We start from the raw sequence: 22033 nt of genomic DNA on the forward strand, positions 1-22033 counted from the left end.
TCAACATTTATTTTTTCTTGAAAAACAAAGCTCTGTTATATTCATAATTCATTCTTGCAATATTCAAAATAGAGATACCCTGCGGACATTCGACTTCACAAGCTTCTGTATTAGAGCAGTGTCCGAAGTGCTCAGCATCCATTTGACGTACCATATTCAAAACACGTTCGTTACGTTCTTCTTTCCCTTGCGGAAGCGTAACCATATGAGAAATTTTTGCAGATGTAAATAAGGCTGCGCTTGCATTTTTACAGGTAGCTACGCAAGCCCCACAACCAATGCATGCTGCGGCATCAAATGCTTCTTCCGCAGTCTGGTGAGTAACAGCAACGGCAGTAGCATCTGGAGCCTGACCTGTGTTTATGGATACAAACCCACCGGAAGAAATAATTCGGTCAAATGCCGATCGGTCAACCTTAAGGTCTTTTTTGACAGGAAAAGCCTCTGCCCGAAAAGGTTCTATTAAAATCGTTTCACCGTCTTTAAAAGAACGTAGGTGAAGCTGGCAGGTGGTTGTCTGCTTCAAAGGACCGTGTGCGATACCGTTAATCATCATCCCACATTGCCCACAAATTCCCTCACGGCAATCGTGATCAAATTCTACGGGTTCATCGCCTTCAAGAATCAGTTTTTCATTCAAAGTATCCAGCATTTCCAGAAATGACATATGGGGATTAAGTTCAGTAAGATCATAATTTATCAGTTTCCCTTCACTTTGATGGTCTTTCTGTCTCCATATTTTCAGGTGTAAATCCATAATTTCTGTGTTTTTTCTTATTTGTAACTTCTTACCGTAGGCTTTATTTCTTCAAAAATCAATGGTTCTTTGACGAGCTCCGGTTCCTTATTTTCACCCGTCCAATTCCAGGCAGAAATAAATTGAAATTCTTCATCGTTCCGTAATGCTTCTCCATCAGGAGTTTGAAATTCCTCACGAAAATGGGCGCCACAGGATTCATTCCGGGTTAATGCATCGTAACACATCAGTTCGCCAATTTCAAAGTAGTCTGCAACACGGCCAGCCTTTTCGAGCTCGCTATTCATTGCATCTCCTTGTCCCGAAACTTTCACATCTTTATAAAATTCCTGTTTCAGTTTCCTGATTTCTTGGATAGCATATTTTAATCCTTCTTCATTCCGTGCCAGTCCACAATAATCATAAAGCAATTTTCCCAAAGTTTTGTGGAAGTAATCTACCGTCTTTGTCCCTTTGATAGTGATAAAGTTTTCAATTTGCTGCTTCACATGATTTTCAGCTTTTTCAAATTCTGAATTCGCGGTAGCTATTTTTCCGGTATGAATTTCGTTGGATAGATAATTTGCTATGGTGTAAGGAGCGATAAAATAGCCATCGACAGAAGCCTGTAATAATGAGTTGGCACCCAGTCGATTGGCTCCATGGTCTGCAAAATTGGCTTCTCCCAAGGCAAATAGCCCCGGAATGGTCGTCATCAATTCATAATCCACCCAAAGTCCGCCCATTGAAAAGTGCGCAGAAGGAGAGATCATCATCGGTTCCTGATACGCATCATATCCGGTAATCTTAAGATACATATCAAAAAGATTTCCATATTTCTCCTGAATCTTTTCTTTCCCCTGTTCTCTAATGGCCTTGGAAAAATCAAGATAAACCGCATTTTTTAACGGGCCGATTCCGAAACCCGCATCAATTCTTTCCTTCGCTGCTCTTGAAGAAATATCTCTTGGTGCTAAATTTCCAAACGCCGGATATCTTCTTTCCAGATAATAATCTCTTTCCTCATCAGGAATATCATTTGCTTTTCTGTTTTCGTTTTCATTGGCAGGAACCCATATCCGTCCGTCATTTCGTAACGATTCAGACATCAGCGTTAATTTTGACTGATAATCGCCAGACTGGGGCAGGGAAGTAGGGTGTACCTGTATCCAGCTTGGTGATGCCATTAGTGCACCTTTTTTATGTGCTCTCCAGATAGCAGAGCCATTGCATCCCATAGCCAGAGTTGACAAATAATATATTTTGCCATAACCACCGGTAGCCAAAACTACGGCGTGTGCGGCATGTCGTTCAATTTCTCCTGTATCCAGATTCCTGACAATAATTCCTCTTGCTTTTCCGTCAATAACAACCAGATCAAGCATTTCGTGTCTTGAAAACAGCTGGACGCTTTTCTTACCCACTTGTCTCATCAAAGCCTGGTAAGCCCCCAATAGCAATTGTTGTCCGGTTTGTCCTCTGGCATAAAAAGTACGGCTTACCTGAACACCACCAAAAGAACGGTTGTTGAGATAACCGCCGTATTCTCGTCCAAAAGGAACACCTTGTGCAACCGCCTGATCAATCAGGTTCAGAGAACACTCCGCCATTCGATACACATTGGCTTCCCGTGCTCTGAAATCTCCGCCTTTCAACGTGTCAACAAACATTCGGTACACACTGTCACCGTCGTTTTTGTAGTTTTTTGCAGCATTCACGCCACCTTGTGCGGCAACAGAATGCGCCCTTCTCGGACTGTCCTGAAAGCAAAATGATTTTACATTATAACCCATTTCTCCCAATGAGGCGGCAATGGAACTTCCAGCTAGTCCTGTACCAACAACGATGACATCCAGTTTTTTTCGGTTGGCAGGATTTACAAGTTTTGCTGTTTTTTTATAGTTCTCCCATTTTTTTTCTAAAGGGCCTTCGGGTATTTTTGAATTTAAAACCATAGGATTTCAATTTAGCGGTAAGTGAAGAATATGTAAATAGGCATCAACGCAAATCCTATACTGATGATAACGGAATAGGCGATACCGACTCTTTGGAACCATCTTACAAACTTCGGATGATACAATCCCAAAGTCCGGATGGCACTGTGAATCCCGTGAATCAAATGATAACATAAAGCAATCATCGAGACGGCATAAATAAGGACATACCACCATTCCTGGAAAACAGTCACTACTATTATATATAAGTCTTTATTTCCATTGGCATCCAAAGGCGGATTTCCAAATTTGTAGACATACCAGAAATTTTGAAAATGGATGACAAGGAAAATTAAAATCAGTGTACCTAAAACTCCCATATTTCTTGAATACCATTTGCTCGCCCTACCTCGATTTTCCTTTTGGTAGTTTCCGCCTGCCTTTTTGTTTTTTAAGGTAATAATCAGTCCGTCGACTGCATGGAGGATAATACTTACATACAGTACGTAGGAAACTAATTTAATAAGGATATTTCCTGACAGAAAGTGGGAATAGGCATTGAATTGAAGATGCGCCTGTTCCTGTGGTAAAAACAGTTGGAGGTTACCCAGAAAATGAATGAGGAGAAAGAAGCTTAAGAAAAGCCCTGTAAGGCATAGTAACATTTTTCGAGATAAAGTTGAAAGCATACTTTTCAGTTTAGATTACTACTAACCAAGAATTAGTATTCAAAGTTCTTCGATACCAATAAAGATAATCAATAAAAAAATACGATTTTCAGATGTATGATTTTTTTTACGTTTGATTAAACGATTAAAAATTATAATCAATACAATGATTAGACCTAAAGAAAATTACTAATTGCTTTTACATTCTAACTATTTCAATATTCGTTTTGTTGAAATAACATTAATTGATTTGATTCATATTTATGAATATAACTGTAAAACATTAAAGAATTTGTAGAAACAAATTGAACATTTTTTGAACCTGTGGTTGGACATTTTCCAAAAGCAACTACTTTTAGCATCCCTTTTTTCTCGTAATATGCTTTACATTCACATAAATACTTATGTGGTATTTCAGTTGCTTTTGAAACGGTTGCAATAGTGGTAGTATTTTCTTTCAAGTACTCAAAAAACCTATTCCTGTACTCATTTTGAAAAATATATTTCAAGTAAGGCAAACCAAAGTTTTTGCAAATATTTGGATGTTCTTTTACATCAATATATTTTGATTGTTTTACAAATGCTATTAGTTCTATAACATTTTTTGTCTTTAAAGCAATGCCTGTTTCTGGTTGAGCCCCCTTTTTTTGAACTAAAAGTTTTTTTGTTATTTGAGCTTCGTTTTTTAGATCTGCAATTACGTTTTGTGATTGCGTAAGCTTTGATGTTTCCATTGTGATATATTTTAAAATTATATCGCAAAAGAATTTGGTTATTGATAGGTAAGTAGTAGGTTACTAATAATAACCAAAATAACCATTTAATAAGTAATCATGGTCTGCACATCGGCTTCATAGTTCCCAGTGTATGCGGAAAATTTACTATTGGTTGTTTTTTCATCTGTTTTATCTAATTGCTTGAAAAGATGTATTAAAGAAACAAAGCAAGGTTTGTTTTTTTTTCCTAAATGTAAATAAACAAGATGTATTGTTTTTCGAATAAATTCTATTGAAGTACCAGTATTTGGAAATTGTTTAGTTTTATTTGGTAGGCAATTATTTTTCATAATATGCAATGAATATTCAATTAAATTTGAAAAATCATTTTGATTTAAAATCAGGTTTCTTTTCCAGTAACCGCTTAAAGGTTTTAAAATTTCTTTAATTGTTTGAATATCTTCTTCTCTTGTTGGTTTTGAAATAGTAGGTTGATTAATACTTTCCTCTTTATCATCGCATTTATGAAAATCTGAAAAAACATTTGGATATTCTGAAATAAAAACATCGGCTCTACTCAAAATCCCTGAATAGTAGCCATATTTTTTTATTATTTTATGGGAAATTAATGTTGGGTTTGAATGAATAACTCCAGCCCAACCAATAAAGCTGTTGGAATGTGTTATATGATAATAGTTTTGATGAATATCGGCAACAAAAGTTTTTGAATTATTACCGTAGAGTATTTCTTTTGAAACTTCAAATTTATCTTGAAAATACTTTTCTCCTTCTTTGAATGCATTGATAAATGTTTCAAAGTATGGTTTACTATCTAATAAAAAATCTTCTTTTATTTCAAGATTTTTTGCTTTTATGTTTTTTGTAGAGAATAGGTAGGAAATACCAGGAGAGTATATTTTGTAATCAGTATTAATTATTAAATATTTATTTTCTTGAAAATGCATCAAGAATCTGTCAAATTCAGGGCAATCTTCTTTTTTTGTTATGTGATTACTTAAATCAATTAAATTAATCAGATGATCATTTTTTATAATAATGTTAGTTTGGTGTCCATTGTTAGCATTTTCGTCATGTATCTGTTTTGTTGCTTCAACTCTTCTTTCTTTCGCTTTAGTTTCTAATTCAATGTTTTTCTCAGTTTCTTCAATCCATCTTTTTGTAAAATCAATATGACTTTTTGGAGCGTTAATTTCCTTTAAACCAGTTTCTAAAGACAAGATGTCATTTTTGATTTTCTCTTTATATTTTGAGTAGAATAATAGTTTAAATTCAAAATTAAAAACATTACCAAAGTATTTTAACCATTTGTTAATCCAATCAAAATACATTTGAACATGCAGTATTTTTAATGGCTCTTTGGTCCTTACATTGTTTGCTTTTTTGTATTCGTCTGTTAAGTCTAATGTAGAGTAGCCTTCGAGTTTTTTGTAAAAATCACGAGTTAATATATTTACTAAAGTATCAACTGCAAAATTCACTTCTAATTTATCTTTGGGGCTAAATTTGATTCCAGCGTTTTCTTGAATTGTAATAAAAAAGTTGCTATGTAAGGGTATAAATATATTTCCATTACCGTCAAGTAAACAGATTTGTGAGCCAAGCGCATTGATTGGAAAACCATCTTCGTCTTTATCATTAGTATTATGTGGAACTAATTCACTTGTGGTTTTGTCAGATTGTTGAGATGTTTTATTTGATTGGGTTTCTGTTTTATTAATATCAATTTTTAAATCTTCTAATTGTTTTTCAAGATTTAATAATTCAGATAAAAACTTTGGAAGTTCCGTTTGTTCAAATGCTAACGTATTTGTTAAACCATTTTTTGCTCTTTCGGTCTGTATTTCTATTTGATTTTTTTGACTATCAATTCTCTGCTTTACAATTTTAATTTGTCTTTTCAGTTCTGACTTTTCTTTTAATAAAGAAAATAAAGGTGTATTTGTATCTCTCATTTCATTATTATTTGAAGTCTATAATTATTTATCAGATATTTTGTATTTAGTTTTACCAAATAATTTAAGATATTAATTCACTTTTGCAATACTATTCACACTATTTTAAATATGCTAAAATAGTTACTTCCCGATACAAAAATTCGCAAAAATATTCCCCAATAATTCATCATTAGTGACCTGGCCAGTTATCTCACCAAAATAATACAAAGCCTGTCGAATATCAATAGCCATTAAATCACTTGAAATACTGGATTGAAGTCCAAATTTTACTTTCTGTATTTCTTCCAACGCTTTTAATAACGAATCATAATGCCTTGTATTAGTCACAATCGTTTCATTGTTTCGCAAAGCACCCGTATTTACAAAAGAAAGAAGCTGGTTTTTTAACGCTTCGATATTGGTGTTTTCTTTAGCTGAAATTAAAAGGATTTCAGGGATTTCTGATTTGAGATTTTGGATTTGAGTCTCACTAAGTGTATCGGCTTTATTCCCAATAATAATCAAAGGCTTTAGCGGAAACTGATTTCTTATTTTTTCAACTTCAACTTTCACATTTTGCAGCTTATCAGAAATCTCAAATCTTAAATCAGAAATCTGAGAGCTGTCCAAAAGATAAACAACAACCTGCGCCTGTTCTATTTTTTCAAAGGTCTTTTTGATACCGATACTTTCTACAACATCTTTAGTCTCACGGATTCCGGCAGTATCTATGAATCGGAAGCTGATACCGTTAATAACCAACTCATCTTCAATCGTATCACGGGTTGTTCCAGCTATTTCTGAAACGATAGCACGTTCTTCATTCAATAAAGCATTCAGAAGCGTAGATTTCCCAACGTTTGGCTCGCCCACAATAGCAACAGGAATTCCGTTTTTGATAACATTGCCCACGGCAAACGAATCAATCAGTCTTTTTAATACAAATTCGATACGCTCCAGTAAATCATAAAACTGTGTCCTATCTGCAAATTCCACATCTTCTTCGGCAAAATCCAATTCCAATTCGATAAGAGAAGCAAAATTCAACAGCTCTTCACGAAGTTTGGCAATTTCATTAGAAAAGCCGCCTCTCATTTGTTGCATGGCAATCTGGTGTGAAGCCTCGTTTTCTGAAGCGATCAAATCGGCTACAGCCTCTGCTTGCGAAAGATCCAGTTTACCATTGATAAAAGCCCTAAGCGTAAATTCGCCTGGCTCCGCCATTTTGCATCCTTTGCGAAGCAATAGCTGGATAATTTGCTGTTGGATGTAAGTCGAGCCGTGACATGAAATCTCCACCACGTTTTCACCTGTATAAGAATTTGGGCCTTTAAAAATAGAAAGCAATACCTGGTCGTATACTTTCGCACCATCGACTATATGTCCCAAATGGATGGTATGCGTCTTCTGTTTCAGGAGATCTTTTCCTGAAACCGACTCAAACACGGATGCAGCAATAGTTAAGGCATCTTTTCCTGAAACCCTGATAATTGCAATTGCTCCAGCTCCAGATGGAGTAGCTAAGGCAACGATAGTATCTTGTGAAACCATAATGTATATTTTGTGCAAAGATAGGAGTAAAGTTCCTATGAGCAAAAAGGCAAGGCGTATGTTAAATAAAAGCAAACTTACTTCTGCGATTTTCTTTAGGCGGTACTTTTTTGTAACTTTATATGTACAAAACAACTGAAAAATGAAACGAATCCTTTTTCCAACCGACTTTTCCGAAATCGCAGACAACGCTTTTCTATATGCGCTGAAAATGGCAGATTCGCTGGAAGCAGAAATTATACTGCTTCACACTTTTGATATGCCAATTATTGACGGAGCTGAAATCCCGATTAATTTTAAAGAAATGTACGATACGCTCGAAATACAGCAGATGTCGCATTTCAAGGACTATATTCCGCATTTAAAAGAGATTGCTGCGAATAACGGAATGGGACATATCCAAATATCGCATTTGCTCAAATCAGGCGACCTGACGTATGCGATGCAAGATGTAGTGCAGGAGCACAATATCAGTTTGGTGGTCATGGGAACAAGCGGCGTTTCAGGTTGGTTTGATTCAATTTTTGGTTCGCAGGCTGGAGAGGCGATTACTTCGTTGACCGCTCCTGTATTAAGCATTCCTATAGAAGCTAAATACAAAAAAATCAAAACGATTGCTTTTACTAACTTGTATAGAGAAAAGGATTTTGAAGCCTTAGAGCGCTTGGTCGAAATTGCTTTGAAATTTGATGCTACGATAAAAAGCTTGTATGTCAAAAAATCATTTACTTCGCTATCAGATGAAGAAATAAAAACATGGGAGCAAAGATGCAGCGCCTGGCCGGTTCAGTTTTTTGTTATTCCTCATGACGATGTCAAAGAAACCATCCAGGACTTTATTAATAACCAGCATATCGACCTATTGACCATGCTTACTGAAAAAAGAGGATTCTGGGAAGATCTTTTTACATCCAGCCTTACCCAAAAAATCTCCTATAAAATTGAAATCCCAATGTTGGCACTTCACGAAAACGGCTTGTAAAGCATAAACCATATACTCCTAAAATATTTTAAAATGGCTATTAAGACAATCAATCCCTATAATAATAAAGAAATCAAATCCTTTGAAGAGTTTTCCGTAGAAACGGTGGAGAAGAAAATTGCTCAGGCAGATAAGACCTATCAGAAATGGAAAACTGTTGCTATAAAAGAACGAGCGGAACTTCTAATGAAAGTTGCTGCTCTCTACAGAAAAAGAAAAGAAGAACTGGCAAGGCTGATTACGCTTGAAATGGGAAAACTGATTGCCCAAAGTGAAGCGGAAGTTGAAATGTGTGCTTCGGTTTATGAATATTATGCGAAAAATGCCGCAGACTTTCTAGAAGACAAACCCATAGAAATAAAAGACGGAAAAGCCTTTGTGCGTTATACGCCAATAGGAATCATACTTGCTGTTGAACCCTGGAATTACCCATACAATCAAGTAGCAAGAGTTGCTGCACCAAATATTATGGCTGGTAATGTAATTATGGTCAAACATGCTTCTAACGTACCACAATGTGCCGCTGCCATTGAAGAAATTTTTAGAGAAGCAGGAGCAGAAGATGGAATTTATACAAACTTATTTCTTTCTAGTTCAAGAATAGCCAAGTTAGCAGAGGACCCAAGAATTGTAGGATTGTCTCTTACCGGAAGTGAAAAGGCAGGAGCAAGCCTCGCTGAAGCAGCCGGAAAAAATTTAAAAAAATCAGTTTTGGAATTGGGAGGTAGTGATCCGTTTATCATCTTGGAAGACGCCGATATAGAAAAAGCGGTAAAAAGTGCTGTAAAAGGACGATTCGGTAATATGGGGCAAGCCTGTACTTCCTCTAAAAGGATTATAGCTGTTGGAAAAATTGCAGATGAATTTCTTGAAAAATTCAAAGAAAAAATCACCGGACTAAAAGTAGGTGACCCTATGGAAAGGGAAACCGAAGTCGGACCATTAAGCAGCGAAGACGCAGCACAGAAAATCGAAAAACAGGTAAACGATACCGTAAAGTCAGGAGCTAAAGTAGTGCTTGGTGGTAAAAGAATCGATAGGGAAGGTGCTTTTTATGAACCGACTATACTAACAGATATCAAACCTGGTATGGTTGCCTATCACGAAGAGATCTTTGGACCTGTCGCCTCATTCTATAAAGTAAAAGACGAAAAAGAAGCAATAGCCTTGGCAAATGATTCCACATTTGGATTAGGCGGTTCTGTTTTCAGCGAAAATATCGAAAGAGCCGTTGAAGTAGCAAGTCAAATCGAAACAGGAATGATTTTTATAAACGAACATGTAGCATCACGCCCAGATCTACCTTTTGGCGGAACTAAACGTTCCGGTTATGGTCGGGAACTTTCGGAACTGGGAATTGAAGAATTTGTGAATAAGAAATTGATTAGGATTAGTAATAAGTAAAGTTGCTAAGGTACTAAGGTTCTGAGGTGCTAAGTTTATTCAAAAAGGTACTAAGTTGCTAAGGTTCTAAGGCGCTAAGTTTATGCTTTTTGTATGTAAGAGAGTAAGTCATTGAAAGTAAATTTTTTATTTAGTGCAAAACTTTATATTTAGTCACTTACAACTAGCCACTAACCATTATCAACTATCCATTATAGAGGTGCTAAGTTTATATATTTTGTATGTAAGAGAGTAAGTCATTGAAAGTAAACTTTTGTAAACTTTTTATTTAGTGCAAAAATTTCATATTAGTCACTTACAACTATCTACTAACCATTATAAACTATCAACTATATAGTCAAACCACTATCAACTAACCATTATCAACTATAAATTATAAAAAAAGCCGTAGCTCAGAGAGAGACTACGGCACTTTGGTATAAAGGGTTGGTTATAGCTTATTCAGTACTGCTCAAGTCAGTAAATAATCCGTTATACTTTCCGCTGAAAATTTGCCCATCTGCTCGGGTAAATTGGAAAGTCAAATCGACTTTGTTTTCTGTTACAGAATTAATTGTAACCGTTTTTTCAGTAGCGGTAAGTCCCGCTTCAGAGCTTTTTAGCAAGAAAGTACCATCAACATAGGTATAATTCTCATCATCTGCATTCTGTACATAGGCACCGCCAGTTTGTATAGAATAATTAGGAATATCTGTAATTGTTCCGGCTTCCAGATTTACACCATTGAAATCAAAATAAATCTTGCTGATGTTAGATACTGCAGTAGAATCGTTTAGATTTACATTGGAAAGCACGATAGAAATCGGACTTGGAGTTTCATCCACAATATTCTCATCTGTAACAAAAGAGTTATTCAATACGTGGAATCCGCCATTAAAAGTAAAACCATTTTCGCCCAATTTTCTGCCATCGTCATTAGAACAAGACAGCAATAGGAATATAGCCAGGAAAGGAAATATTTTGATGATAGAGCGACCCATGGAAAAAGTTTTAATTATTAAGCATTACCGGCATAACAAGCATCGTAACTGTCTCGCCATCTTCAAGCCCGTCAACAGGAGTCAGGATACCTGCTCTGTTTGGTAATGACATTTCCAGCATGATTTCGTCTGATTGAAGATTGGTCAACATTTCAGTTAAGAAACGTGAGTTAAAGCCAATCTGCATATCATCTCCTTGATAATCGCACGTCAAACGTTCTTCTGCCTTGTTTGAGTAATCAATATCTTCAGCAGAAATATTCAATTCAGCTCCGGCAATTTTTAAACGGATCTGGTGAGTTGTCTTATTCGAGAAAATAGCAACACGACGAACCGAACTCTGGAATTGTGAACGGTCAATCATTAGCTTGTTTGGATTTTCTTTTGGAATTACAGCTTCATAATTAGGATATTTCCCGTCAATCAATCGGCATGTCAAAACGTAGTTGTCAAAAGAAAACGTAGCGTTTGAGTCGTTGTATTCAATCTTAACTTCAGCTTCAGAAGTTCCCAGGATATTCTTTAAAATAGTCAAAGGTTTCTTTGGCATGATAAAATCAGCTACCTGAGATGCTTTTACATCGGTTCTGGCATATTTTACCAATTTGTGAGCATCAGTAGCCACAAACGTAAGTCCTTCTGGTGAGAATTGGAAAAATACTCCAGACATTACAGGACGTAAATCGTCATTTCCGGCAGCAAAAATAGTTTTGCTTACAGCAGTAGCCAAAACTCCGGCAGGAACTATAGTAGAAGACGGATCATCAAGATTTACAGATTTCGGGAATTCTTCGCCTGGTGCGTATGCTAATGCATATTTCCCAGAATTAGAACTGATTTCAATAGTACTGTTTTCCTCTACAGTAAAAGTAAGCGGTTGCTCCGGGAAAGTCTTTAAGATTTCCAAAAGCAGTTTTGCAGGAACAGCAACGCTTCCGGTACTTGTAGAATCAATTTCTAAAGTAGCAGACATTGTGGTTTCCAAATCGGATGCAGAAACGGTCAATTGTTTGTTGTCCAATTCAAAAAGGAAATTATCCAGAATTGGCAAAGTATTGCTGCTATTGATAACGCTTCCTAAAACTTGCAGTTGTTTTAATAAGTAGGAACTCGATACTATAAACTTCATTTTCGTCTTTTATTTAATAAGGATTGTAAAACTACAAATATTTTACATTGCACAAATATATCTTAAACTAATTCTAAAACAAAACCAATTTATTAACATTATTTGCTATAAGCCCGCTTTCTAAGGTAGGTAAACACTAATCCGAAAATAGCGAGAATGAGGATTGGTAATCCAACAGTTAGGAATTGGGTAAAGGTATAATTCTCAGAAACCTTTTTCTCATTTAGTAATGGAAGCTCTACATTTTTACCTCTTATGTTGATAAGTCCTGTATCATCCAACAAGTAGTTCATCGAATTCATCAGGAAATCTTTATTACCATATACTTGCTGTGTCCATTGGTCTATTCCGTTCTGTAAAGGTTTTTTGTTGACATACGTATAATTGATAATATCGCCATCAGCAATCACAATCATTTTGTTGTCTTTTCCTTCGTCAGTAGCTTGATTCGCTTTAAATGGCTTCACACGGTTTTTAAAAGCAGATGTAAATTTACCTTCCAGCAACACGCCTAATGTTTGGTTTCCTTTGGAATATTCAGCTTCATTCAGCTCGTCCATAAACTGATGCAGGCTAATTTCTATAGGAGTTCCCACAACTTTAGATTGAGGCGAGCTTTTAAGAAGTACTGTTTTTTTGATGTTGTTCTTTAAGGTATCAATCTGGTTGGCAAATTCTAGCTTAACCAAGTTGATGTTTTTATTAATTGGATGGTTTTCACCTGATTTTATGATTGGGGAATACAGCCAGTCAATAGGGAAGTCGCCTTTTTCAGAACGGGCCGTAATAGGTGTCGACAGTAAATCTTCTACAAGATTATAATTGATTCGGATACCATATTTAAAGAACATATCATCAAGATTCAGTTCCATTGGTAAAGCCATAGCCGACTGCGATTCATTTTGAAGGTTGTCAATATCGGCCGCTACCTTATCAATAAGCCATAGCGTCTTGCCGCCATTCATAATATATTGGTCAAGAATATACTTTTCAGAATCAGTAAAAGCTTCAGTTGGTTTCGCAATAATCGCCGCATCAAAATGAGCCAGATTCTGCATGGTTTTGTTTGGGTCGTTGGCAAGCGAATCCAGATTGAATTCTCCAATCAGATAATACTCTTTTAAATTAAGAACATAATCAGCCAGGTATTTGTCATTAAGCTCACCGTTTCCTTTCAATACGGCAATCTTTTTCTTTTCGGTTACGGCTAGTTTTGTAAGCGCATCTGTAAATGCAAATTCAAGCAATTGTACAGACTTGCTAATATTTTCATCGGCATTGTTTCCAAAATTATTAACCAATAAAGGAACACGTACCGATTTGGTACCATAATTTGCAATGGCCCACGGAAAAACCTGTATCATGGATTTTTTTCCGTTTTTATTGCTTTGGATGTTAGTAGGAGTGAAGCCAAGTCCTGCCAATTCAGATACAAATTGCTCTGCTTTGGATTCATCGGCTAACGGATCCGTAAAATTAAAGATGATGTTGGAGTTATAGGCTCTGAATTCTTCAAGCATCTGTCTGGTTTCTCCCTGAAGACGTTTGAATTCAGGCGGAAACTGTCCATCAAGAAATACGTCAATATAAAGTGGCTTGTCGACTTTCTTGATCATGTCAAGCGTACTCTTCGACAAAGTATAACGTTTATCTTTTGTAAGGTCGAAACGCTTAAAAAAGAAATTTCCGGCAATGTTTACTGCAATTAAGGCAAGGATAATAATGCCTAGCTGTTTCGGACTTTTTTTCTTAGAGGCTTTCATTAGGATTTTAAAGATTTAAGCTTAAAAGCTGTAAGAGATAAAAACAACACCGTAATACTTATAAAATAAAGAATGTCTCGTGTGTCCAAAACACCACGGCTCATACTTTTAAAATGATAGTCCATACCTATAGAAGAAACGATAAGGTCAAATTCACCCGCATAGGTTGAAATACCGTCAAAACCAAAGTAAAATACAAAGCATAAAAGCACCGAAAGTATAAATGCCACAATTTGGTTTTCAGAAAGAGTCGAAGTAAAAATTCCTATAGCAGTATACGAAGCAATCAGGAATAGCAATCCAAAATACGAACCTAATGTACTTCCAAAATCTAAATTTCCTTCCGGATTTCCAAGATTGGAAATAACCATTACATATATAAGAGTAGGAATGATAGCTATTACGATCAAAAGGAAAGCACCCAAGAACTTGCCATTAATGATTTCCCAGATACCCAATGGCTTTGTAAAAAGCAATTCAATCGTTCCTTGTTTTTTCTCATCCGAAAAGCTTCTCATCGTTACAGCTGGAATAAGGAAAATCAAAATCCAGGGAGCTAATGTGAAAAACGGACTCAAATCAGCAAATCCCGAATTAGGAATATTAAAATCGCCTTCAAAAACCCAAAGGAAAAGTCCGTTGAGCAACAGAAAAATTGCAATCACCAAATAACCAATCGGCGAACCGAAAAAGGATTTGATTTCTCGTAGTAAAATTGATTTCATCTAATAGTTTATAGTTGATAGTGTTTAGTGGATAGTTGATTTCTGATTTCTGATTTCTGATTTCTGATTTCTGATTTCTGATTTCTGATTTCTGATTTCTGATTTCTGATTTCTGATTTCTGATTTCTGATTTCTGATTTCTGATTCTTCGATAACGGGGCAAGTTACACCAAAAATCTAAAATCTTAAATCATAACTCCAAAATTCTAAAATCCAAATAAAGATCTAAAATCCCAAATCTAAAATCATAGATCTAAAATCTAAAATCCTAAATCATAGATCCCAAATCATTCAAGCGTCGCAAGCTTATCCACACTCCAAGCCTCAGGCTTGTCATTAAATAATTTTTTGGTAAATGTCCAGATGCTATCAAAAAGGGCAGATTTTCTATAGTTTTCTAAATCCTCTTCGGTTTCCCAATAACTATAAGTAAAAAAAATACTCTTGTTGTTTTTGTCCTGGTACAATTCTAGAAAACGATTTCCAGGCGCATTTCGTATTTTTTCTTTCATTAATTCGAAATTTTCTAAAAAAGCGGGAATGTTTTCTTCGTGGAAAGACAATTTTACAATTCGTACAAACATAGTTTTGTGATATGTGATTTAAGATTTAAGATTTATGATTTATGATTTTTCTAGTGCGTAAAGCTTACTGCCTACAGCATAAAGCCACATATAAAGCTAAATAAAATTAATACTGACAAAATCACGGTACTTTAAACCCAATAAACTCGAAGCGCCACCAACAGAATTAGGGTTGCTGCGGTATATCGCAATTTCCAAAAAACCAGCTTCGTTGAAAAGAGCCAATTCTTTTCCTTCGTAAAATTTGATGGAATTCTGCTCAAAATTAACAATCGAAGAATAATTAGGAAGTATAGTTCGTAACTTATAATTCTTAAAGTTTACTTCATATTTTCTTCCTTTCCCAACTTTAGTGAAAAGCTGCTTGGAAATATTGGTTACCACATTGCCAAAATGATCAATATAGATAGCATAGCCTTTTATGCTACTGTTATCTTGACTGACCACAGCTTGCAGTTCTGTGACTTCTTTTATTTTAGTAATCTCTTTTCCGATAACATTAAGCAATCCGCCTCTTGCCAGGTGGCAGGCCACGGTTACAAAAACGTCCATAGCCGTAGCATTGATACCCAGTCGGTCGTGTATATTAATCGAAACAATTTTCTGTGGAATGATTTTTTGAATCAACAGGCTCAATATGCCATTATCAGCACAAATAAAGTACTGGTCGTTCCATTGCATTGCAATATGCTGCGTTTCGGGATGCAGTTCTGAATCTACACCTATAATATGTACAGTACCTTTTGGAAAGCTCTGATAGGAGGAGCCAATCATATAACTGGCCTCGGAAACATTAAACAAGTCAATTTCATGTGAGATGTCCACAATCCTGGCTTCAGGATATTCAGAATAAATTTTACCCTTTAAAGAACCGACAAAGTGGTCTTTGTATCCAAAATCGGTCGTGAGGGTAATTATTGACATAAAATTGTTTATAACATTAACGCCAGTGCGCCTAAATTTTTATTAAATTTGAGATATGCAAAGCTAACAAAATAGCCAGATAATTTTTAATTTAATACTATAGCTTTTGAACGAAAGAACCATCGAATTAGTAGATATTGCTCCAAAAGATTTTTGGGGCGCTCAAGACTCTCATCTTGAAACTATTAGGAAATACTACCCTAAATTAAAAATTGTTGCCAGAGGAACTACGATTAAAGCTTTTGGAGAAAAAGAAGTTTTAGACGAGTTCGAAAATCGCTTCCAGCGTCTGATGCTCCATTTCTCCCGATATAACAATATTGATGATAACGTTATTGAAAGAGTTATTGAAGGTGGCGTCCAACAGATTGAAAGAATGGGTGACCATGATAAAATTCTTGTGCATGGCGTTGGCGGAAAGATAATCAAGGCAATGACGCCAAATCAGCAGCTGCTTGTAGATAACGTAAACAAAAACGATATGGTTTTTGCCGTAGGTCCTGCCGGAACAGGAAAAACCTATACAGGTGTAGCAATGGCAGTAAAGGCATTAAAAGAGAAACAGGTCAAAAGAATTATCCTTACGCGTCCGGCTGTAGAAGCTGGCGAGAACTTAGGATTCCTTCCTGGCGATATGAAAGAAAAGCTGGATCCTTACATGCAGCCTTTGTATGATGCGCTTCGGGATATGCTACCAAATGAAAAACTGGAAGACTATATCACAAAAGGAATCATACAAATTGCGCCTTTGGCTTTTATGCGTGGGCGTACACTTGACAATGCATTTGTAATTCTCGATGAAGCTCAGAATACGACACATTCACAGATGAAGATGTTCCTGACACGTATGGGGAAAAATGCCAAATTCATGATTACGGGTGATCCAGGACAGGTCGATTTGCCAAGAAGAACAATTTCCGGATTAAAAGAAGCCTTGTTGATATTAAAAGATGTCGACGGTATAGGAATCATTTATCTTGATGATAAAGATATTGTTCGTCACAGATTAGTTAAGAAAGTAATTGATGCCTATAAGAAAATTGAAAATCACGATTAAGATATAAGAGTGATATTTTAACAAAAAAGCAAAGCAATACGCAAATAAGTGTATTGCTTTTTTGTTTTTTATTACGGTAAAGCATAATTTGTTACATTTGATACATAATATTTAAACCCTCATATTATGAAAAAAATTACTTTATTACTTTTTATGTTTTTTCTGGGAGCGTTGGCTTCTTATGCGCAACACTCCTGTACCAATGCTGTAGCAATTACGAATGGTTATACTGTTTCAAATGTTACAACGCCTGGTGCCGGTGCCGGTAGCCCTGCGGCGTGGGTTACTCAGTCAATTGATTGTCAGGGAACAGGAGGAATTAGCAGTACTTTAGGGACCAATTCTACCTGTTGGAATCAAGTATTTGATTCAGCTGGTGACGATTATTTATTTTCGTATACGACGGGAGCAACGGCGGGAGAATCTATTTTTTTTGAAATCCGTATCAGACAAAGCTATATGGGGATAATGGCATTTACAGATTGTAACGGTACCTCTATTTCAGGTTGTCTTTCAGGGGCTTACGCAGCCGGCATTACCAATCCGGCGACACTTTCTGTTTCTGCTACTAATCTTCAGGCCAACCAGACCATATATATAGGAGTGGGAGTTTGGTCACTTCCTGATAATTTAGATTTTGATGTTACAAACTTCACGGTTACACCTCCGGCATTAGGAGTTGATAATTTGCAACAGGATGAGATAAAATTATTTCCTAACCCAGTTGCTGATATGCTAAACATATCAGGGCTAAAAGATGTTTCTAATGTTGCTATTTATAATATGCTAGGACAAGAAGTAATTAAACAAAGCAAATTAGAAAAAGAACAAGTTGATGTTTCTGACCTTGCTCCGGGAACCTATTTAGTTAAGATAAATACAGATATTACTACCGAAACCTATAAGATTATAAAAAAATAAGATCGCAGTTTTAAAACAAAACAATAAAATGAGTAAGGCTCGGAAGTACCAATTATAGGTATTATTTCGAGCCTTTTCTTTTGTGTATCTCTGCCAAACGAATTACTTTTGCATCTTTACAAACAACAACACAACAACCATAAAATGAACAACACAATAACGACTACCAATTTTAATTTTCCGAAGCAAAAATCCGTCTACAGAGGAAAAGTCCGTGAAGTATACAATATTAATGACGAGCTTTTGGTAATGATTGCTACTGATAGGCTTTCGGCTTTTGATGTGGTATTACCAAAAGGAATTCCATACAAAGGGCAAATCCTAAACCAGATTGCAACCCGATTTATGGAAATGACTTCACATCTTGTACCAAACTGGTTGATTGCATCACCAGATCCAAATGTAGCAATTGGCCATCTTTGTGAACCATTTAAAGTCGAAATGGTCATTCGTGGTTATTTGTCTGGTCATGCTGCAAGAGAATATGCTGCTGGCAAAAGAGAAATCTGTGGGGTTGCAATGCCTGATGGTATGAAAGAGAATGATAAATTCCCGGAACCGATTATTACGCCAACAACTAAGGCGGATAATGGAGAACACGATGAAGATATTTCCAGAGAGGCAATTTTAGAAAATGGAATTGTATCTAAAGAAGATTATGAAGTATTGGAAAATTATACCAGAGTACTTTATAATAAAGGTACTGAGATTGCTGCAGATAGAGGTTTGATTCTGGTGGATACTAAATATGAGTTTGGTAAAACCAAAGAAGGGAAAATTGTCCTGATTGATGAAATTAATACACCAGATTCTTCAAGATATTTTTATAAAGAGGGTTACGAAGAAAGACAAGAGAGAGGCGAGTCACAAAAACAGCTGTCAAAAGAATTCGTAAGACAATGGCTTATTGCAAATGGTTTTCAAGGCAAAGAAGGACAGCAGATTCCTGAAATGACAGAAGAATATGTGGAATCGGTTTCAGAAAGATATATCGAACTTTATGAGAATATTTTAAGAGAGGAATTTTTTAAAGCAGACATATCCAACATTAACGAGCGTATCGAAAAAAATGTACTCGAATTTTTAAGTAAATAATCTAACATAATCATAATTCTCTGATAACCACGCTTTGCGTGGTTTTTTTGTTCTTTGTAGTGTGTAAAATGACAAGTGTATCAGCCTTTAAATGTTAAAGTTATGTTAGAAAAATAAAATACTGTAACAAAAGAAAAAATCGGTCGTCTATTAATTAACAATCAAATCAAAAAATAATTTAAAACACAATCATCATGAAAAAATCAATCGTTTATTTAGGAATTGCATTACTTGCATTTGGAAATGTTGCTATCGCAGCTAACACTAATTCCCTAACAGAAAACACTGTTGTTGTAAAAGCTAAAAACGTAAGTCCTTTATGTCAGGCTATCGCTAAAGGTGACGTTGAAACTGTAAAAAGAATGATAGAGTTCGGTACAGACGTAAACGCTACTTCAAACGGAATGACTCCATTAATGTTTGCTGCACGTTACAACAAGGTTGAAATCGTGAAATTGCTTTTAGAAAGCGGAGCGAAAGTAAACACAAAAGATGAAAAAGGATTTACAGCATTAAAACATGCTGAGCTTTCAAATGCTACAGACGCTGCAGAAGCTATAAAAGCCCATAAAAAAGCTTAAGAAATCATCAATCAAAATAAAGTCCCGCTATCTCATCAATAGCGGGACTTTTTGTTTTATATAATATAAAGGTGTTATTTGCTGAAGTAGGTAAACGTTTCTTTGTCCTTAATTTTAAGCAAGGATTCATAAATAAGCTTTATTACATTTTCTACGTCATCACGATGAACCATTTCTACAGTAGTATGCATATAACGGAGTGGTAAAGAAATTAATGCAGAAGCAACACCACCGTTACTGTATGCAAAAGCATCCGTATCAGTTCCGGTAACTCTTGAAGAAGCTAATCTTTGGAAAGGGATTTTCTTTTCTTCAGCCGTATCCAGGATTAATTCTCTAAGATTGTTTTGAACAGCTGGAGCATAAGTTACAACAGGCCCTTTTCCTATTTGAGTATCACCTTCAATTTTTTTGTCAATCATTGGTGTAGTCGAATCGTGGCAAACATCGGTAACAATTGCAACATTAGGTCGGATTGTTTTGGTAATCATTTCTGCACCACGTAAGCCTACTTCTTCCTGAACAGAATTAGTAATATACAATCCGAAAGGCAGTTTCTTTTTGTTTTCATGAAGCAGTCGTGCTACTTCAGCAATCATAAAGCCGCCAATTCGATTGTCAATCGCCCGACAAACAAATTTGTTTTCGTTCAATACCATAAAATCATCAGGATAGGTAATGACACAGCCAACATGAACGCCAAGCTTTTCAACCTCTTCTTTTGTTTCGCATCCGCAGTCAATGAAAATATTGTCGATTCTTGCGCCTTCTTCTTTCCCGCGATTTCGGGTATGGATTGCCGGCCAGCCAAAAACGCCTTTAACAATTCCGTTTTTGGTATGAATATTGACACGTTTTGAAGGAGCAATCATGTGGTCAGAACCACCATTGCGAATTACATAAATTAAACCGTTATCAGTAATATAATTGACATACCATGAAATTTCATCAGCATGACCTTCGATTACGACCTTATAGTCTGCTTCAGGGTTGATGATTCCGACAGCAGTTCCATAGGTATCCGTAATAAAAGTATCAACGTATGGTTTTAGATAGTCCATCCAGATTTTTTGACCGCTGGATTCATATCCGGTAGGCGATGCATTATTAAGGTAGTTTTCCAAAAAGTCAAGAGAAGACTTCTTTAGTATAGATTTTGATGCCATATGATTATTTTTTGCTAAAATATAAATTTGAAATTACAGTTATCCATATATTATATAATTTTACACAACAAATCAAACTTAATGAAAGCTATAAACTATTTCTTCCTCCTGTTTCTTTTGTCAAATGCGTTACAAGCGCAGGTTGATAAAAATGATGAGTACTTAAACGAGCCTGATACAATAAAAGTTGTTCAGCTTGATGAAGTACTTATATTAAAAGGAGAGATTGATGAGGAAAGCAAAAAGAACTTCTTGGTTTTGCAAAGAAGAGTGCAAAGAGTATATCCTTTTGCAAAAGCAGCAGCGGATAGATTAGTTGCGCTGGAAAAAGGAATGGCAAAATTAAAGACGGAGAAAGAAAAGAAGAAGTACTTTAAGATTGTAGAGAAATATCTCGAGAATGAATTTGAAGGACAACTCAAGAAATTATCAAGAAGAGACGGTCAAATTCTGGTAAAGCTTATCCATAGACAAACGGGTTCAACAACCTTTGACCTTATTAAAGAGCAAAAAAGCGGGTGGAAGGCATTTTGGGCCAATAAGACCGCTCGTGTTTTTAGCATAAATTTAAAAACACAATACAGTCCTTATAGTGTACCAGAAGATTTTTTAATTGAAACTATATTAGTAAGGGCTTTTGAAGAGGGCCGACTTCCAAAACAAAACCCAGGCATCAGTATCAATTATCAGGAATTAGCCAAATCATGGAATGAGAAAGTAGCAAAATCTAAAACATAATAGGTTTCTTATAACCAAGAATAGAAGAAGGCAGCTGTTTAAAGCTGCCTTTTTTATTGTTCCCTGATAAAATTTATCCAGATTTCGCCCATATACCTATATATATGTATGTAAATTCATGTGGTTTTCTATTAGAATTGGCCCACCCATCAATATCTTTTCCTTGATTTTACAGGCTTCGGAGATTGAGCCATCAAAAAGGCTCAAAAAAGTTCGCCTGCATAAGCTTGTTTTCCAGCGTCTTGCGAAAAACTTCAAAAAAAAGTTATGATAAAGTTTGCGAAAGCGGAAAAAGGTGCTACTTTTGCACCCGCAATAAAGGCGAAGTTCATAGGTAAATACTGACAGGAAGCGGATTTTGAAGGGGGATAAAAATTTCCAAAAATAAATTTGCGAGAATCAAAAAGGTTTTTTACTTTTGCAC

Annotated in this window: 20 protein-coding genes; 7 read left to right on the forward strand and 13 right to left on the reverse strand. The window is 35.8% G+C overall.

Annotated elements, in window-relative coordinates:
- Positions 1–7 precede the first annotated feature (7 nt).
- The 6 genes from FJA49_RS13680 to mnmE form a co-directional block, all read right to left on the reverse strand.
- The gene (locus FJA49_RS13680; protein WP_140001477.1) at positions 8–757 is read right to left on the reverse strand and encodes a succinate dehydrogenase/fumarate reductase iron-sulfur subunit; all 750 of its coding nucleotides are present in this window, start codon (positions 755–757) and stop codon (positions 8–10) included.
- A gap of 17 nt (positions 758–774) precedes the next feature.
- A complete protein-coding gene (locus FJA49_RS13685) occupies positions 775–2691 on the reverse strand; it encodes a fumarate reductase/succinate dehydrogenase flavoprotein subunit (protein WP_140001478.1) in 1917 nt (638 codons plus the stop codon).
- Between the two features lie 11 nt (positions 2692–2702).
- Positions 2703–3359 carry a succinate dehydrogenase cytochrome b subunit gene (locus tag FJA49_RS13690; RefSeq protein WP_140001479.1) on the reverse strand — a complete coding sequence of 219 codons (657 nt, stop codon included), beginning with the start codon at positions 3357–3359 and terminating at the stop codon, positions 2703–2705.
- A 194-nt stretch (positions 3360–3553) separates the two neighbouring features.
- Positions 3554–4072, reverse strand: coding sequence for a hypothetical protein (locus FJA49_RS13695; protein ID WP_140001480.1), 519 nt, complete (start codon positions 4070–4072; stop codon positions 3554–3556).
- A gap of 86 nt (positions 4073–4158) precedes the next feature.
- A complete protein-coding gene (locus tag FJA49_RS13700) occupies positions 4159–6027 on the reverse strand; it encodes a hypothetical protein (RefSeq protein ID WP_140001481.1) in 1869 nt (622 codons plus the stop codon).
- Between the two features lie 123 nt (positions 6028–6150).
- Positions 6151–7560: a tRNA uridine-5-carboxymethylaminomethyl(34) synthesis GTPase MnmE gene (gene mnmE / locus FJA49_RS13705; protein ID WP_140001482.1), complete on the reverse strand. Its 1410-nt coding sequence runs from the start codon at positions 7558–7560 to the stop codon at positions 6151–6153.
- Positions 7561–7702: 142 nt separating this feature from the next.
- On the opposite strand from mnmE, the gene FJA49_RS13710 reads away from it, so the two are divergent.
- Both FJA49_RS13710 and FJA49_RS13715 read left to right on the forward strand, forming a co-directional pair.
- Positions 7703–8542 (forward strand): universal stress protein, encoded by an 840-nt coding sequence (locus FJA49_RS13710; protein WP_140001483.1) that lies wholly within the window; start codon positions 7703–7705, stop codon positions 8540–8542.
- Positions 8543–8575: 33 nt separating this feature from the next.
- On the forward strand, positions 8576–9946 hold the full coding sequence (locus FJA49_RS13715; protein ID WP_140001484.1) for an NAD-dependent succinate-semialdehyde dehydrogenase: 1371 nt from the start codon (positions 8576–8578) through the stop codon (positions 9944–9946).
- A gap of 437 nt (positions 9947–10383) precedes the next feature.
- Here the strand turns inward: FJA49_RS13715 and FJA49_RS13720 are convergent, their stop codons facing one another.
- From FJA49_RS13720 to FJA49_RS13750, 6 genes are all read right to left on the reverse strand, one after another.
- Entirely contained in the window at positions 10384–10926 is a 543-nt protein-coding gene (locus FJA49_RS13720; protein WP_140001485.1) for a hypothetical protein, read from the reverse strand.
- 10 nt (positions 10927–10936) lie between these two features.
- Positions 10937–12055 (reverse strand): DNA polymerase III subunit beta, encoded by a 1119-nt coding sequence (gene dnaN, locus FJA49_RS13725; protein ID WP_140001486.1) that lies wholly within the window; start codon positions 12053–12055, stop codon positions 10937–10939.
- Between the two features lie 98 nt (positions 12056–12153).
- The gene (gldG, locus tag FJA49_RS13730; protein WP_140001487.1) at positions 12154–13818 is read right to left on the reverse strand and encodes a gliding motility-associated ABC transporter substrate-binding protein GldG; all 1665 of its coding nucleotides are present in this window, start codon (positions 13816–13818) and stop codon (positions 12154–12156) included.
- Entirely contained in the window at positions 13818–14543 is a 726-nt protein-coding gene (gene gldF, locus FJA49_RS13735) for a gliding motility-associated ABC transporter permease subunit GldF (RefSeq protein ID WP_140001488.1), read from the reverse strand. The genes gldG and gldF overlap by 1 nt, the downstream gene beginning before the upstream one ends.
- Before the next feature lie 287 nt (positions 14544–14830).
- Entirely contained in the window at positions 14831–15127 is a 297-nt protein-coding gene (locus FJA49_RS13745) for a putative quinol monooxygenase (RefSeq protein WP_140001490.1), read from the reverse strand.
- 96 nt (positions 15128–15223) lie between these two features.
- The gene (locus tag FJA49_RS13750) at positions 15224–16051 is read right to left on the reverse strand and encodes an SAM hydrolase/SAM-dependent halogenase family protein (RefSeq protein WP_140001491.1); all 828 of its coding nucleotides are present in this window, start codon (positions 16049–16051) and stop codon (positions 15224–15226) included.
- Positions 16052–16157: 106 nt separating this feature from the next.
- On the opposite strand from FJA49_RS13750, the gene FJA49_RS13755 reads away from it, so the two are divergent.
- The 4 genes from FJA49_RS13755 to FJA49_RS13770 all read left to right on the forward strand — a co-directional run bounded on the left by FJA49_RS13755 (position 16158) and on the right by FJA49_RS13770 (position 19705).
- Positions 16158–17108 (forward strand): PhoH family protein, encoded by a 951-nt coding sequence (locus tag FJA49_RS13755; protein ID WP_140001492.1) that lies wholly within the window; start codon positions 16158–16160, stop codon positions 17106–17108.
- 126 nt (positions 17109–17234) lie between these two features.
- A complete protein-coding gene (locus tag FJA49_RS13760) occupies positions 17235–18029 on the forward strand; it encodes a T9SS type A sorting domain-containing protein (RefSeq protein WP_140001493.1) in 795 nt (264 codons plus the stop codon).
- Between the two features lie 144 nt (positions 18030–18173).
- Complete coding sequence (locus FJA49_RS13765) at positions 18174–19124, forward strand: phosphoribosylaminoimidazolesuccinocarboxamide synthase (protein WP_140001494.1); 951 nt, start codon at positions 18174–18176, stop codon at positions 19122–19124.
- A gap of 194 nt (positions 19125–19318) precedes the next feature.
- Positions 19319–19705, forward strand: coding sequence for an ankyrin repeat domain-containing protein (locus FJA49_RS13770; RefSeq protein ID WP_140001495.1), 387 nt, complete (start codon positions 19319–19321; stop codon positions 19703–19705).
- Between the two features lie 74 nt (positions 19706–19779).
- Here the strand turns inward: FJA49_RS13770 and FJA49_RS13775 are convergent, their stop codons facing one another.
- On the reverse strand, positions 19780–20871 hold the full coding sequence (locus FJA49_RS13775; RefSeq protein ID WP_140001496.1) for a M42 family metallopeptidase: 1092 nt from the start codon (positions 20869–20871) through the stop codon (positions 19780–19782).
- An 81-nt stretch (positions 20872–20952) separates the two neighbouring features.
- Here FJA49_RS13775 and FJA49_RS13780 point away from each other — a divergent pair, with 81 nt between their 5' ends.
- Positions 20953–21609: a DUF4294 domain-containing protein gene (locus FJA49_RS13780; protein WP_140001497.1), complete on the forward strand. Its 657-nt coding sequence runs from the start codon at positions 20953–20955 to the stop codon at positions 21607–21609.
- Positions 21610–22033 lie beyond the last annotated feature (424 nt).

The organism is Flavobacterium microcysteis (assembly GCF_006385255.1).
Taxonomy (GTDB): domain Bacteria; phylum Bacteroidota; class Bacteroidia; order Flavobacteriales; family Flavobacteriaceae; genus Flavobacterium; species Flavobacterium microcysteis.

Excerpts from the sequence above, each read along its gene's own strand:
- FJA49_RS13680 (WP_140001477.1), bottom strand. The coding sequence starts at position 757 with ATGGATTTACACCTGAAAATATGGAGACAGAAAGACCATCAAAGTGAA.
- FJA49_RS13685 (WP_140001478.1), bottom strand. The coding sequence starts at position 2,691 with ATGGTTTTAAATTCAAAAATACCCGAAGGCCCTTTAGAAAAAAAATGG.
- FJA49_RS13690 (WP_140001479.1), bottom strand. The coding sequence starts at position 3,359 with ATGCTTTCAACTTTATCTCGAAAAATGTTACTATGCCTTACAGGGCTT.
- FJA49_RS13695 (WP_140001480.1), bottom strand. The coding sequence starts at position 4,072 with ATGGAAACATCAAAGCTTACGCAATCACAAAACGTAATTGCAGATCTA.
- FJA49_RS13700 (WP_140001481.1), bottom strand. The coding sequence starts at position 6,027 with ATGAGAGATACAAATACACCTTTATTTTCTTTATTAAAAGAAAAGTCA.
- mnmE (WP_140001482.1), bottom strand. The coding sequence starts at position 7,560 with ATGGTTTCACAAGATACTATCGTTGCCTTAGCTACTCCATCTGGAGCT.
- FJA49_RS13710 (WP_140001483.1), top strand. The coding sequence starts at position 7,703 with ATGAAACGAATCCTTTTTCCAACCGACTTTTCCGAAATCGCAGACAAC.
- FJA49_RS13715 (WP_140001484.1), top strand. The coding sequence starts at position 8,576 with ATGGCTATTAAGACAATCAATCCCTATAATAATAAAGAAATCAAATCC.
- FJA49_RS13720 (WP_140001485.1), bottom strand. The coding sequence starts at position 10,926 with ATGGGTCGCTCTATCATCAAAATATTTCCTTTCCTGGCTATATTCCTA.
- dnaN (WP_140001486.1), bottom strand. The coding sequence starts at position 12,055 with ATGAAGTTTATAGTATCGAGTTCCTACTTATTAAAACAACTGCAAGTT.
- gldG (WP_140001487.1), bottom strand. The coding sequence starts at position 13,818 with ATGAAAGCCTCTAAGAAAAAAAGTCCGAAACAGCTAGGCATTATTATC.
- gldF (WP_140001488.1), bottom strand. The coding sequence starts at position 14,543 with ATGAAATCAATTTTACTACGAGAAATCAAATCCTTTTTCGGTTCGCCG.
- FJA49_RS13745 (WP_140001490.1), bottom strand. The coding sequence starts at position 15,127 with ATGTTTGTACGAATTGTAAAATTGTCTTTCCACGAAGAAAACATTCCC.
- FJA49_RS13750 (WP_140001491.1), bottom strand. The coding sequence starts at position 16,051 with ATGTCAATAATTACCCTCACGACCGATTTTGGATACAAAGACCACTTT.
- FJA49_RS13760 (WP_140001493.1), top strand. The coding sequence starts at position 17,235 with ATGAAAAAAATTACTTTATTACTTTTTATGTTTTTTCTGGGAGCGTTG.
- FJA49_RS13765 (WP_140001494.1), top strand. The coding sequence starts at position 18,174 with ATGAACAACACAATAACGACTACCAATTTTAATTTTCCGAAGCAAAAA.
- FJA49_RS13770 (WP_140001495.1), top strand. The coding sequence starts at position 19,319 with ATGAAAAAATCAATCGTTTATTTAGGAATTGCATTACTTGCATTTGGA.
- FJA49_RS13775 (WP_140001496.1), bottom strand. The coding sequence starts at position 20,871 with ATGGCATCAAAATCTATACTAAAGAAGTCTTCTCTTGACTTTTTGGAA.
- FJA49_RS13780 (WP_140001497.1), top strand. The coding sequence starts at position 20,953 with ATGAAAGCTATAAACTATTTCTTCCTCCTGTTTCTTTTGTCAAATGCG.